The following is a 14,194-nucleotide window of genomic DNA, read 5'->3' as shown; positions in this document are numbered from 1 at the left end:
CTCCTCTAAATCATGCCTGCAAAACCGCCGAATGCCAACGATAACAGGGCGGCAGCGATAAACAGGATAGGAGTACCTTTGAGGTACTTAGGTATCGGGGCAATGTCGATACGCTCGCGCAAACCGGCAAACAAAACCATCGCCAACATATAGCTGATTGCGACACCGATTGAGTATACCATCGACTGAATAAAGGTATAGTCGGCAGCGATAACATCGAGCGTAACCGCAAGAATGGCACAGTTCGTGGTAATCAGCGGTAAGTACACCCCCATCGCCGAATACAGAGCAGGCGCCGACTTCTTTAAGTAGAACTCGACCAACTGAACCAAACTCGCAATAACCAAGATAAAGAGCAGTGTCTGCAAAAAGCCGAGATGATATGGAGCAAGAACCAATTTATAGAGCGGATACGTTGCAGCCGTTGCGATAACCGTAACAAAGAGAACCGCCCATCCCATACCGGTGGATTTTTTCACATCGGAGGTCATACCGATAAACGAACACAGTGCAAGGAAGCGGATAAAAACGATATTCTTAACGAATACCGCAGCGAGAAAAATCTTAAACAGTTCCATTTTCAGTTCCCTCCTTTGCAGGGGCTGCAACGGCCGCGGGTTCGGCACCAGCCTCAGATTGGGTCGCAGGTGCGGCGGCTTGTTTTTCCGCTTCAGCCTTTAACGCGGCTTCTTTTTGTGCAGCCTCCGCCTTGAGCGCAGCTTCTTTCGCCAGCTCAGCTTCCCGTAATGCGGCAGCCTCTTTCAGCGCCGCTTCTTTTAATGCGGCTGCTTTCCGTATTTTCCGCTGCTTCCGCTGATCTTGTACCAAATACGTTAAGGCAATCATCACACCGAATACAAAAAAGCCGCCGGGAGAGTTTGCAAAGAACTTAATAAGGTAGTCATCCGGCAACAAGCGCACACCGAGCACGGTACCGGTACCCAAAAGCTCACGGATGGCAGACATAACGACCAGCACCCACGTAAAACCCATCCCCATGCCCAATGCATCCGCCATCGCTTTTAAAGGAGATTCCTTTGAAGCAAACGATTCGACACGTCCCATAATGATACAGTTTACAACGATGAGCTTAATAAAAATACCCATCGATTCGGAGAGCTCCGGTAAAAAGGCCTGCATCAAAAGGTCTACGATAGTGGTAAACGATGCGATAACAATAATAAAGATAGGAATACGGATATCATTCGGAATAAACTTTCGGAACATACTGATAATCATCTCGCTCAACACAATAACGAAAGTCATTGCAAGCCCCATTCCAATACCGTTTGCAACGGAAGTGGTAATGGCGAGCGCGGAACAAAGTCCAATCATCAGCATGATGAGGGGATTTTCTTTCACCAACCCGTTTGTAAAAATACGTACATACTCTTTCATAACCGTTCTCCTCTTAGTTTCCGCTGCCGGAGCCGCCAAGTCCTTGACTGCTCATATATGAAGAAGCGGCATCGACGGCAATTTTTACCATGCGGGTAACAGCCGTAGAGGTAATCGTAGCGCCGGCAATCGCTTGAACATCACTTCCCAGCGCAAAGGCATCGGTAGTCGGTTTATTGCGGAACTGCCCGATGAACGGTTCGTCCTTCGCCTTTGTTCCGATACCGGGTGAGTCGGTTAAAGATAAAAACTGAATCATCCTTAGTTTTTTTTCCGTATCGATACCGATAAGGATAGTCGCCTGATCATACGTATGACCGCTGACCGTTACGATAATTCCGACAGGTTTATCTCCGTTGAAGGCAAGGTAGGTATCGCCGAACGCGATTTTATCAACCGATTTCGGCATTCCTTCGGTAACGGGACGGAATGAATCCGCATCGGGGAAAATTGCTTGAAGCGCCAACTTTGTTTTGGCCTCTTTTGCCGCGAGGATACGGGGAGAGGTCAGCATATTAACCGCCGCAAGCGCAAGACATGCTACAACGGTATACAGCGCCAACGTAACGGATAATTTCATCATCTGTTTCATTTTGCGCCCTCCTTGGCCGGTTTTGCAACCTTAACGGGCTTCACATATCCGTATTTCTTTTGAATCAGTTTATTTAAGAACGTAACAACCGAATTCATAATCAAAATGCTGTACATAACGCCTTCCGGCATTCCGGCAAAGAGCCGCATCAAAGCGGTAATTAAGCCGCAGCCCGCGCCGAAAATGATCTGTCCTTTAAAGGTTACGGGAGAGGTTGCATAGTCGGTAGCCATAAAGACGGCGCCGAACAGCAAACCGCCGCTTAGCAGCGTGAGCAGCGGATCGATACCCGCAAGCGCGGTTACCGCTACAGCTGTTAGCACCATAGAAACGGGAATCTGCCATTCAATAACATGGGTAACCAGCAAGTAGACAAAACCGATGAGGATGAGCACCGCGCTTGACTCACCGATACAGCCGCCGTGATCTCCTAAAAAGAGTTTAAGGTATACATCGCTTGAGGAAGATAAGCCCATCTTCTCCGCGATTGCGGCTGCGGTGGAAATCCCGCCTTCCGACATTTTAAGGTACGAGAGCGGCGTCGCCGTACTCACCGCGTCAAAGCCGTGATGAGGAGCAACCCACGAAGTCATCAAGCGTGAAAAACTGACAAACGCAAAGGCGCGACCTACCAGCGCAGGGTTAAAGGGATTGGCGCCGAGTCCGCCGAAAAATTCTTTTGCTACGACGATGGCAAAAATTGCGGAAACCACCACAATCCAGATCGGAATAAGCGGCGGCAAAACAAGCGCCAACAGCAAACCGGTTACGGCAGCAGAACAATCCTTTATGCGGATGTCCTTACCCATCGCTTTTCGAAATGCGGCTTCGGCACCGACTGCAACGCCTACGGAAACAATAATACGGATGAGCGCCGGAACTCCATACAGATAAATACCGTACAGCGCAAGCGGAGCAAGCGCAATCAGTACGTGTATCATCAATTTTCTGGTGGTTACGGGGCTCGCGATATGAGGCGCGGGGGAAAGATAAATTTCGTTCTTATCTGTATCAGCCATAGTCTATTTTCCTCCTTGCGCAGCGGCTGCTTTTGCGGCCTCTTTTTGTTTTGCTTCACGTAAAAGCTGCTTTCCTACCTTGAACCGTTGGACGAGCTTTATACGCGCCGGACACACATAAGAACAAATGCCGCACTCAACGCAGTCCATCAACCCGCAGCGAACGGCTTCATCCAGCTTATTCGCTTTTAATGCGCGGATCATCAGAACGGGAGAGAGCTGGCAACTGCAATGGGTTACGCATTTTCCGCACCCGATACAGGGGCTTTCTTCATCAAGGTTGACTTCCTCTCTCGTCAAGAAAAGAACACCCGACGTATTTTTCTGTACGGGGAAATCCGCGTTTTTCATCGCAAAGCCCATCATCGGGCCGCCTGAAATAATCTTTGTAACGCCGGGCTTCAAGCGGATGACATCGGGAATGAGGTCTCCGATACAGGTGCCGATCGGAGCAATTACGTTCACAGGATTTTCGCAAGCGCCACCCGAGAGTGTAAGCGGGCGATCTATAAGCGGGATACCTTTACGGAATGCATCGGAAATCGCTTTCATCGTGCCGACGTTTTGAACAATACAGCCGATCTGGAACGGAAGCCCGCCGGAAGGAATTTCTCTGCCGACAACTGCGGAAGTCAGATTTTTTTCTCCGCCCTGCGGATACTTTGTTTTGCATAATTCAACGGAAATGTCGTAGGCGCCCGGGCCGACAGGGTTTGCTTTTATCTTCGCAATCGCTTTTTCGAACACCGGAACCAAGTGCGTTTTGTTATCCTCAAGCGCAATAATTCCCTTGTCGGCTCCGGTGATGTGCATGATAATCGCCATTCCGTCTATAATCGTTTCAGCGGAATGATACATCGTAGCGGCATCGGTACACAGATACGGCTCACATTCCGCCGCATTACCTAAAATGTAATCGATTTTCGCATCTTTAGGAGGACTCAATTTGACATGCACAGGGAAAGAAGCACCACCCATACCGGTGATGCCGGCCTCACGGATACGCTTAATGGCATCCTCTTTTGTGCAGGTAAAAGGATCAAGCGGTTCCATAAAAGCTTCGGAAGGTTCCTCGCTTGCTTGAATTGCGATACAAAGTGCGTCCGTATTACCTGTAACGAGATGAGGTTCTATTTTTTTTACGGTACCGGAGATCGAAGCATGCACAGGCGCAGACATAAACTTGTCCGTTTCCGCTATTTTTTGACCTCGTACAACCGTATCGCCAACCTTTACCAACGGAGTATTCGGAGCACCGCCTTGGGTAACCGGAATCCACACCATCTTTGTCGACGGCATGACAGCCAAGACTTCGGATTCTGCGGAAATCGCTTTCCGCTCGGGAGGATGACACCCCCCTTTAAATGATTTAGTACTCATTCTTCTATTATATAAAACATCATATATTCAGTCAAGAAAAAGCTATTGCCAATTATGGCGTAATCATGCATTATAAACAACTAATATAGTAAGGAGTAAAGAGAAATGAGTATGAAACCAATGTTGAGGAGCAATATCTGTTTAAACGCGCATCCTCAAGGATGTAAAAAAGCAGTTGAAGATCAAATCGCGTATACAAAAAAGCGGGCAAAATCTCACCCGGCAGGAACCGCGGTACCGAAAAATGTGCTGATAGTCGGCTGTTCAGGCGGATACGGATTGGCGAGCCGCATTACGGCAGCTTTCGGGTACGGTGCGACAACCATCGGCGTATCGTATGAAAAAGCCGGTAGCGAAAAGAAGTGGGGAACACCCGGCTGGTATAACAACTTAGCCGTTGATACCGCGGCAAAAGAAGCAGGGCTGGTATCCGTTACCATCGACGGAGATGCGTTTTCCGATGCTATCAAAACACAGGTTATCGATGAAGCAAAAAAACTGGGTATAAAGTTCGACTTGATCATCTACAGCGTGGCAAGCTCCGTGCGTACCGATCCGGAGACCGGTGTTACTTATCGCTCGGCACTCAAGCCCTTCGGAAAGCCGTTTACCGGTAAAACCCTCGACCCGTTTACCGGTGCTTTGACGGAAATTACCGCGGAACCGGCAACCGACGAAGAAGCCTTCGCTACCGTAAAAGTTATGGGTGGTGAGGATTGGCAGCGTTGGATAGAAAAGCTCGGTGCCGCTAATCTATTGGCGCAAGGGTGCATTACGGTTGCGTATTCCTATATCGGGCCGGAAGCCACGCAAGCACTGTACCGCAAGGGCACCATCGGCAAGGCTAAGGAACACTTGGAAGCCACCGCCCATGCATTGAACACAAAGCTTGCAGCCTTAAAAGGTCAGGCATTCGTGTCGGTCAACAAGGGGTTGGTAACCAGAGCGAGTGCCGTTATTCCGGTTATTCCGCTGTATTTGGCAAGTCTTTTCAAAGTGATGAAGGAAAAGGGCACGCACGAAGGCTGTATCGAGCAGATAAACCGTCTCTTTGACAGCCGCTTATACACGACAGACGGTGTTATCCCGACTGACAGCGAACACCGTATCCGTATCGACGACTGGGAGTTAGACGAATCAGTGCAGTCTGCCGTTGCAGAGATTATGGCCACGGTTACCGACGAGACCAGCCGCGAGCGTACCGATGTCGATGAATATCGGCATGACTTTTTGGCGATTAACGGATTTGATATTGCCGGTATCGATTACGATGCCGAGATTGACCGGTTCGACCGGATATAAAGGCTGACACAGAGTAACAGAGTAAGAATATGAACGAAAAATTTATTTTGAATGTCTTTGACAAGTTTGAAAAGAGCTCGGCTGTACTGCTCCATATAAAGGAAGGAGAAGCGGAGCTAACGCTTAAAAAAGAAGCTGCGTATCAGAATACACAGGCGGCCGTGCCGTATACACTGCACACTGCGCCGATGCAGCCGATCGCCGGAACTGATACAAACGGATATGCAGCAATGGGCACCGGTATGCAAAGCCTTCCTGCAAACGGCGGAACAGCTTCTGCAGCGGGTACACAGGGGCACGCAAACGCAATGGGTACAACAGCAGGTATACCGACTGTAGCCGCGGCGGCTACCCCCGGCGCTGATGCAAACCTCGTTACGGTGAAAAGCCCTATTGTCGGCTCATTCTACCGCTCTCCGTCCCCTGATGCTCCCGCGTATGTAGACAAGGGATCCAAGGTTTCAAAGGGACAGCCGCTCTGCATCCTCGAAGCGATGAAGATGATGAACACCCTTGAGTGCGAATACGACGGTACTGTTGAAGAGATTCTTGCAGCAAATGGTGATTTGGTTGAGTTTGATCAGCCGCTCTTTACAATCAGGATTTAAGTATGATACGGAAAATGCTGATTGCGAACCGCGGCGAAATTGCCGTTCGCGTTATCCGCGCCTGTCGGGAAATGGGCATCGAAACCGTCGCTGTTTATTCCACTGCCGACAAAGAATGCCTGCATGTGCAGTTAGCGGATCGTGCAGTGTGCATCGGGCCTGCGCCGTCGGCTAAAAGCTATTTGAATAAAGATACGCTCATAACTGCTGCACTATGCACCGGCTGCGATGCCGTACATCCGGGCGTCGGCTTTCTCTCCGAAAACGCAGGTTTTGCACGGGAGGTAGAAAAAGCCGGTATGTTCTGGATTGGCCCCAAGCCCGACACCATCGAAATGCTTGGCGATAAGGTGAGAGCTCGCGAGACCGCACAAAAAAGCGGACTCCCGATTACTCCCGGCTCTAAGGGTGCGATTACAACCAAAGAACAAGCTGCGGAAACCGCGAAGGAATGCGGCTATCCGGTTATTATCAAAGCAGCCTCAGGCGGCGGCGGGAAGGGTATGCGCATCGTTTGGAAGGAAGCCGACTTAGCTGAAAACCTTTCCATCGCATCTTCAGAAGCAGAAGCGAATTTTGCCGACGGCACAGTTTATATCGAAAAATACCTGAGCGACCCGCGACATGTCGAGTTGCAGGTTATCGGCGACGGTACAGGCGGTGTTGCAATTCTCGGTGAGCGGGACTGCTCGGTACAGCGGAATCACCAAAAACTGATAGAAGAAAGCCCTTCGCAGGCGGTGAGCGATGCAATGTATGATGCAATGTGCGCGGGTGCGCAAAAGCTTTTTTCTTCGCTCAAGTATTGCGGAGCGGGTACCATCGAATTTCTCGTCTCCGGTGATCAGTTTTATTTTATGGAAGTTAATGCGCGCGTACAGGTTGAGCATCCCGTTTCCGAGATGGTAACCGGTACCGACATTATCCGTGAACAGATTTCTGTGTGTACGGGCGGCAAGATGACGCTCCCTGACGGTGTAGTGCCGATAAAGGGTTGGGCAATCGAAGCTCGTATCAATGCACGTACACCCGGGCTGATTACAAATCTACGGATACCCGGCGGAAACGGTGTCCGTTTCGATGGATTTTTATATCAAGGGTACAAGGTAGTGCCTTTCTATGATTCGATGACTGCCAAGCTGATTGTGCATGGGGCGGATCGGGCACAGACTATTAAAAAGCTGCTGTGTGCACTGGATGAGTTGCATATCGAAGGTATCCAAACCAATATTGAAGAGCAAAAAACTATTTTACGGTCGGCTCAGTTCCAATCGGGTACTTTCGGCACAAGTTTGTACGCGCAGTTATTCACTACTGGAGATAAATAAGGGAAGAGATAATGGAATGTCCTCATTGTAAAAAACAATATGAACGGGAAACGCTTTTAAAACACTTGATGGTATGCCCCGACTGCGGTTGCCACATGCGGATGGATGTGCCCGATCGGATTGCCTATATTGCCGATAAAGATACGTTTGAAGAGCTGGATCCTACCTTACGGACAATGAATCCCATTCAGATGGCGGGATATGAAGAAAAAGTTTCCGCTGCGGAGGCAAAAACCTCGATGAATGAGGCTGTCGTTACCGGTAAATGCAAGATTGAAGGTAGAGATGCGCTGTTGGGTGTTATGTCGTTCGACTTTCTCGGCGGTTCGATGGGATCCGTTGTCGGGGAGAAAATTTCCCGGCTTATGCTGAAAGGCGCAGCGGAACGGATACCGGTAATTATCTACGCAACATCGGGCGGCGCGCGTATGCAGGAAGGGCTTTTCTCGCTGATGCAGATGGCGAAAACCTCAAGCGCGGCGGCGGAACTTGATGACAAGGGCGTCCCCCTCTTCCTGATGCTCTGCGACCCCACGACGGGCGGTGTCACGGCAAGTTTTGCGATGCTAGGCGATGTTATCGCGGCGGAACCCAATGCTCTTATCGGATTTGCCGGGCCGCGCGTTATCGAAGGCACCATCCACCAGCAGCTGCCGGAGGGATTTCAACGCGCTGAATTCCAGCTTAAAAAAGGTTTTGTTGACTGTATTGTGCCGCGCATAGAGCAAAAACACTTTTTTGCCGTGATGATTGACGCACACATGAATCCGCCGTTCGGCAAGGGAAGGAAGTAATATGGATAAAGGAAACGAACAACTGACCGACCAAAGCGAAATCCTGTCGAGTTTGCGTGATATTGCCGACAAATACGGGCTCGACATCACCAAAGAACTCAAAACAATAAATGAAAAGCTGCAAGCAAGCTCTGCGATTTCCCAAGTATGGAGGAAGATCGAGCTTGCACGGAATAACGATCGACCGCGTGCCCTCGACTATATCGATATGGTCTTTGATAACTTTATCGAACTGCACGGCGACCGCTGCTTCGGCGACGACCCTGCACTGATAGGTGGTATCGCCTTTATCAATGGGATACCGGTAACGGTTATTGGCAACCAGAAAGGGCGGAACTTGCGGGAAACCATCGACCGGAACGGCGGCATGGCGAATCCCGAAGGTTACCGCAAAGCACTCAGGCTCATCAAACAGGCGGAAAAATTCCACCGCCCGATTATTACCTTTGTCGACACACAAGGCGCCTATCCCGGACTTGGTTCGGAGGAGCGCGGTATCGCCGAAGCTATCGCGGTAAACTTACGTGAGTTGAGTCGCGTCAAGACGCCTGTTATCTGCTTTGTCATTGGGGAAGGCGGTTCAGGTGGTGCGCTCGGTATCGGAGTCGGTGATAAGGTGTACATGCTGGAAAATGCAATTTTCTCGGTTATCTCGCCGGAAGGCTGTGCATCTATCTTATTGCGAGACTCAAGCAAGGCGAAGGATGCCGCCGCAATGCTGAAAATTACCAGCCGTGAGGTACTCGGGCTTAAACTGATTAACGGGGTTATTGAAGAGCCGGTAGACGGTGCTCATACCGATCCGCAAAAAGCAGCGGATAAAATACGCGCGCAAATTCTGCATGACTTAGCCGATCTCTGCAAACGCGATCCCAAAGTCTTGGTGCGGTATCGCCGCAAAAAGATACATGCCATCGGTCTTTACTCGGAGTAAAAAAAAAAGAGCCTCTCAAGCACAATGCTTAGAGAGGCTCTTTTTTTCGATTATTCAGACACCCGTCACTTATTTACGATTTAATGCACCGTTCACCGTTAAAATGTTATCTTTCAACGCAAATTTGAGCGTCCCTTCATAATGATAAGCGGCATCGGGAGCAAAAGTGTCGTTTTTCAGCGGTATCTTGTTCCAATCCAAATCGGACATCTTTGTGGGATCCCCGCCCTCTTTGAGATATTCGGGCTTAATTGCAAAACCGGTATCGGTTTTTTCCGCAATATCTTTTGCAATTTTTGCTCCGGTAAGCAGGTCAAAATTACCCTGATTGTCGGTTGTTAATTCATATGCAGTCGTTTTGCGGGCAAACCGTATCGTAAGAGCACCGTCGGTATTCGTTATTTGAAGTCCGTATCCCTCGACGAATTTCCAATCGGCAAGAGGGAACAAAAACAGACTGCGCAGTGCTGACGGAAGCGCCGCTTTTTTATCTGCAGCATTACCTGCATAGCGGACGGCATTAAATGCTCTTGTGGAACCTTTCAAACTTGCACCAGAAACAGCATCGAATTTGTCCTGCACAGTTGCTTCTTTTCCAAGCGTCCAATTAAAATAATTGGACTCATAATCTTGTTTGGCAATGTTCATTCTAAAGTCGATTTTGACATCGGCTGCAGCATTGGAATCGGCAGCACCGGAAGCAAACGAAAGAGCACTTGTCAAAAAAAGAACCGATAATACGAAAGCGAATTTTTTCATATTCCTTCCTCCTAAAAGAAAATTTCGGATATTCCCGTACGCCTTGCAAATGTTTGCAGCATACAACATTGAAATATCGAAACACAGCATACTGAATTTTCTACTAAAAGTAAAGTAATTCATAATATGCCACGGAAATTAATTTTCTCTTAAGTATTAAGAAGCCAGTAAGGGTCTAAAAGATATCCGAATATTTCAGAGATGAATTGAGGCATAAAACTGAATTCGTATACTATTACAAAAGAGATAAAATATGATATACAGTATTCCATACAATTTAGTGCGCATTTGGCGGGAGGTATACGATGAAAAAACGGTTTTCAATTCGTTATAAGCTTATTCTGATTTTCGGTATATTAATCGCAGCGGCGGGGATTACTGAAGGCCTTTTAGCAACTAAAATTGCTCGTACGGCAGTAAGTGAAAAAATTGAGGCACATCTTACCGATAAAGCAACCGACGTAGCGGAGATTATTGACGGGCGCCTTACGTCTTTCATTCAATTTCTTGAAGGAATTGCGCGGATGCCGATGTTTAGAGATGAAACGTTGTCCTACCGCGAAAAAACCGCATTTTTAAAAAGAGAAGTTGCCTACAATGATGTACTGCGCGATGCCGCCATTACCGATATGGATGGAAATTTATATTCCCTCGACGGTCGAAAAATCGCAGCGAGCGACAGGAATTGGGTGCAAGCCGGTATGCAGGGAAAATTTTTTATAACCGAACCGTATTTTTCACGCACGAACGATCAAATGATCATTACCTTTTCGGTTCCTATTTATGATAATAATCATCAGATAGTTGGAGTGCTTGGGGCGGCGGCGCAGGCCGAATGGCTCTCCGACACTATCAGTGATATTATTGTTGGGGAATCGGGGAGTTGCTACATCATCGGCCTTACCGGCATTACTATTGCCGATACCGATATTGAAATTGTAAAAAGCCAAGGCAGCAGTATCGAACGAGCTAAAACGGATCCTGCATATTCTACCATCGCCTCTTTCGAACAGCGAGCCATGACGGAGAAAGAACCCTCTACCGGATTTTTTTATTGGGAGAACGAACCGGAAATCGCATCTTTTGCAAAGATAAAGACAACCGGATGGACGGTAATTATATCGGCGCCGTATAATGAATTTATGGGAACGGTCAGCACACTGCGCCGGTCATTATATACGCTTGGCGTTATCATTTTAGTTGTTGCGCTTACGATTGTTTATTTTGTCGCCCGCACAATGGTTAAGCCGGTACAGACCGCTGTCAATGCTCTAAAAAATATTGCCCAAGGAGAGGGAGACCTAACGGTGCGGTTGCCGTTAATCGGTAATGATGAAGTAACGGATTTATCTGTATACTTTAACGAAACAATCGCAAAAATCAGTGCTTCGATACAAGCGGTCGGTGCAAACAGTGCTGCAATGGAAGAAATTGGAAATGAACTTGCCTCCAACATGACCGAAACGGCGAGTGCCGTAAATGAAATCAGTGCAAATATCGAAGGAGTAAAGCAGCAGACAATGACTCAGGCGGCAAGCGTTACCGAAACTGCTGCAACTGTCGAAGAAATTGTCCGTACTATTAAGCAGTTAAATATCGGTATCGAAACCCAAGCAGCGAGTGTCGCGCAATCCTCATCATCCGTAGAAGAGATGGTTGCCAACATTGCCTCCATCGGGCAAACGCTCGGTAGAACCGACGAGGCAATCAAGAGTCTTACCCTGGCAACCGGCGACGGCAAAGCAACACTCGTAAATTCCAATACTGTAACACAGAAGATTGCCGAAGAATCCGGTTCGCTTCTGGAAGCGTCGAGCGTCATTCAGCATATTGCATCTCAGACAAATCTATTGGCGATGAATGCCGCGATTGAGGCTGCTCATGCGGGAGAAGCTGGCAAGGGATTTGCCGTCGTTGCGGACGAAATCCGTAAGCTCGCCGAAGATTCTGCAACGCAAGGAAAGACGATCACTGCAACGCTCAAGACCCTCTCCGGCGAAATCGCAATGCTTTCTGCCTCTTCCAAAACGGTAGAAGAAAAGTTCAACGCAATCTTTATGCTTGCAGAACAAGTTAAGGATATGAGCGCCCGTCTAACCGAATCAATGAGGGAACAAGAAAACGGTAGCAAAGAAGTACTAATCGCCATTAAGAATATCAATATGGTAACAACGGAAGTACAGGCAGGGTCTGACGAAATGCTGAAGGGCGGAGAGAGTGTTGCGGAGGAAATGAGCAAGCTCGATGACCTCACCCGTATCATTACCGATAGTATGAACGAAATGGCAGCGGGCGCAGTGCAGATTAACAATGCCGTGCAGGAAGTAAGTGAAATTACGCAAAAGAATAAGCGGAGTATTGAAAATCTGGCGGCGGAGGTGAGTAAGTTTAAAACCAATTAGGGAAGACTTTTCTTGTTTCGATAAAAAGAATAATTTTTGACAAGTCTCATACTGCATGATATAATCCTTTTCATATTTATATTCGGTAGTGTTTATCGGATTATTTTTAACAGGGAGTACATTATGAAAAAAATGTGTCTGTTTTTATTGGTTGCCGCGGCCGGCGTATGGGCAGGAATGTCCAATGCTTTCGGCTGTACGGGGTTTGTTGCAGGAAAGGATGCAACAGCCGACGGCTTTCGCATTATTGCGCGTACGGAAGATTTGAGTGGCGCCCATAACAAAACCTTTAAGGTATATCCGCATCAGAAAAACAGGAAGCCGGTACAGTTTGCCGACTCAATCGGCTTTAAAATTGAATTGCCGAAAGAGAGCTATCGGTATACCGCTATTTGCGATGCCGAACAATCCGAAGGCATCTACGACGAAGTCGGTTTTAACGAGTACGGCGTTGCGATGAGCGCAACCGTTTCGGCATCTCCGGGGAAAGCTGCAGAAGCAGCTGACCCGCTTGTTGAAAACGGACTTTCGGAAGCATCTATGACAACGGTTGTATTGCCGTATATTACCACAGCCCGGGAAGGCGTTGAACGGATTGCAAAGATTGTAGATACCTACGGTTCGGCAGAAGGCAACATCATTTTTATCGCAGACGATAAAGAAAGCTGGTACATGGAAATTTATACCGGCCATCAGTATGCAGCGGTTAAGGTTCCGGATGATATGTATGCGGTAGTACCTAATTGCTTCTTACTCGGTTATGTCGATACGACAAGTAAAGATGTTATCGCATCAAAAGATTTAATCAATTTGCCTAAGTCGAAAGGCTTTTATAAAGAAGTTGACGGTAAATTCCATGCGGGACTTACTTATGGAGAAGAAATGAGCGACTACAACCGTGTACGGCTTTGGGGAGGACAAAATAAACTCTCACCGTCCGCTAAGGTTGCGTATGACACGAAGCTATTCTCTTTGTGGAGAAAGGCTGACAAGAAAATTGCCCTTGAAGATGTAATGGAATTGCAGCGCTACCGCTATGAAGATACCGATAAAAATGCAAATTTACCGGAAAACGCAGGAGTTCGCGCAATCGGTACACCGACTTCTATGGAGTGCCATATCATTCAGATGAAAGACACCTTACCGAAAGCTGTCGGCGGTGTGATGTGGATGGCGATGGCAAATGCGGAACATTCGGTGTATCTGCCCTTCTATGGCAACATTACGGACACCTACGCTGCGTATAAAGTCGACAACAAAATGTATACGCCTGATTCGTTTTATTGGCTGATGCGGACTATCAATGTCTTTTCAGCATTAAATAGAGAGATGTATGGAAAGAATGTCCGCAGCTATTGGAAAGCGTATGAGCAAAAGCTGATTAAAGAGCAGAAAGGCAAAGATGCTGAAATTGCACGGCTCTATACCAAAAAAGGTGAATCCGCCGCAGCAAAATATGCAACCAAATTAGGAAACGACCAAGCCGCCGATGTGTTTGAAAAAGCACAGAAAATATACCCGGAACTGGTAGGTTTTGCCGCACAGAACGAAGGCAGAACTCCTAAAAAAGCCTTTGAACCGTCTGTAGCAAAAGAAAAATAAATAATGTCTTCCGGCAGTTTAGCCGCTAAACTGCCGGAAATTGGAAGCAAACATAGCGGAACAGATGTTTGCTTCT

General features: G+C 47.9%; 13 protein-coding genes. 7 read left to right on the top strand and 6 right to left on the bottom strand.

The window, feature by feature from the left end:
• Nucleotides 1-5 precede the first annotated feature (5 nt).
• Genes ABH09_RS01550 through rsxC form a run of 5 tightly spaced genes read right to left on the bottom strand, consistent with a single transcriptional unit; the run spans nt 6 to nt 4,389 of the window.
• Nucleotides 6-578, bottom strand: coding sequence for an electron transport complex protein RnfA (locus ABH09_RS01550; protein ID WP_162662180.1), 573 nt, complete (start codon nt 576-578; stop codon nt 6-8).
• A complete protein-coding gene (rsxE, locus tag ABH09_RS01545; protein WP_162662178.1) occupies nt 565-1,398 on the bottom strand; it encodes an electron transport complex subunit RsxE in 834 nt (277 codons plus the stop codon). The genes ABH09_RS01550 and rsxE overlap by 14 nt, the downstream gene beginning before the upstream one ends.
• Nucleotides 1,399-1,411: 13 nt before the next feature.
• Complete coding sequence (locus ABH09_RS01540) at nt 1,412-1,990, bottom strand: RnfABCDGE type electron transport complex subunit G (protein WP_253714946.1); 579 nt, start codon at nt 1,988-1,990, stop codon at nt 1,412-1,414.
• Nucleotides 1,987-3,009, bottom strand: a complete 1,023-nt coding sequence (locus tag ABH09_RS01535; protein ID WP_162662175.1) for an RnfABCDGE type electron transport complex subunit D — start codon at nt 3,007-3,009, stop codon at nt 1,987-1,989. Before ABH09_RS01535 ends, ABH09_RS01540 begins: the two co-directional genes overlap by 4 nt.
• 3 nt (nt 3,010-3,012) lie before the next feature.
• Nucleotides 3,013-4,389: an electron transport complex subunit RsxC gene (gene rsxC, locus ABH09_RS01530; RefSeq protein WP_253714945.1), complete on the bottom strand. Its 1,377-nt coding sequence runs from the start codon at nt 4,387-4,389 to the stop codon at nt 3,013-3,015.
• 105 nt (nt 4,390-4,494) lie between these two features.
• Here rsxC and fabV point away from each other — a divergent pair, with 105 nt between their 5' ends.
• The 5 genes from fabV to ABH09_RS01505 are packed head-to-tail and all read left to right on the top strand — an operon-like array spanning nt 4,495 to nt 9,355.
• Nucleotides 4,495-5,691: an enoyl-ACP reductase FabV gene (fabV, locus tag ABH09_RS01525; protein ID WP_253714944.1), complete on the top strand. Its 1,197-nt coding sequence runs from the start codon at nt 4,495-4,497 to the stop codon at nt 5,689-5,691.
• Between the two features lie 29 nt (nt 5,692-5,720).
• Nucleotides 5,721-6,299, top strand: a complete 579-nt coding sequence (gene accB / locus ABH09_RS01520; protein ID WP_253714943.1) for an acetyl-CoA carboxylase biotin carboxyl carrier protein — start codon at nt 5,721-5,723, stop codon at nt 6,297-6,299.
• A gap of 2 nt (nt 6,300-6,301) precedes the next feature.
• Nucleotides 6,302-7,627 carry an acetyl-CoA carboxylase biotin carboxylase subunit gene (locus tag ABH09_RS01515; RefSeq protein ID WP_253714942.1) on the top strand — a complete coding sequence of 442 codons (1,326 nt, stop codon included), beginning with the start codon at nt 6,302-6,304 and terminating at the stop codon, nt 7,625-7,627.
• 11 nt (nt 7,628-7,638) lie between these two features.
• Complete coding sequence (locus ABH09_RS01510; protein ID WP_253714941.1) at nt 7,639-8,421, top strand: acetyl-CoA carboxylase carboxyltransferase subunit beta; 783 nt, start codon at nt 7,639-7,641, stop codon at nt 8,419-8,421.
• Between the two features lies 1 nt (nt 8,422).
• Entirely contained in the window at nt 8,423-9,355 is a 933-nt protein-coding gene (locus ABH09_RS01505) for an acetyl-CoA carboxylase carboxyltransferase subunit alpha (RefSeq protein ID WP_253714940.1), read from the top strand.
• A 69-nt stretch (nt 9,356-9,424) separates the two neighbouring features.
• Here ABH09_RS01505 and ABH09_RS01500 read toward each other — a convergent pair whose 3' ends face one another.
• On the bottom strand, nt 9,425-10,114 hold the full coding sequence (locus tag ABH09_RS01500; protein ID WP_253714939.1) for a hypothetical protein: 690 nt from the start codon (nt 10,112-10,114) through the stop codon (nt 9,425-9,427).
• 305 nt (nt 10,115-10,419) lie between these two features.
• Here ABH09_RS01500 and ABH09_RS01495 point away from each other — a divergent pair, with 305 nt between their 5' ends.
• Both ABH09_RS01495 and ABH09_RS01490 read left to right on the top strand, forming a co-directional pair.
• Complete coding sequence (locus ABH09_RS01495) at nt 10,420-12,516, top strand: methyl-accepting chemotaxis protein (RefSeq protein WP_253714938.1); 2,097 nt, start codon at nt 10,420-10,422, stop codon at nt 12,514-12,516.
• Nucleotides 12,517-12,639: 123 nt separating this feature from the next.
• Nucleotides 12,640-14,118: a C69 family dipeptidase gene (locus ABH09_RS01490; protein ID WP_253714937.1), complete on the top strand. Its 1,479-nt coding sequence runs from the start codon at nt 12,640-12,642 to the stop codon at nt 14,116-14,118.
• Nucleotides 14,119-14,194: the final 76 nt, after the last annotated feature.

It is taken from the genome of Treponema sp. OMZ 803 (genome assembly GCF_024181165.1).
GTDB lineage: Bacteria > Spirochaetota > Spirochaetia > Treponematales > Treponemataceae > Treponema.
This window is presented reverse-complemented; position numbering and strand designations above follow the sequence as displayed.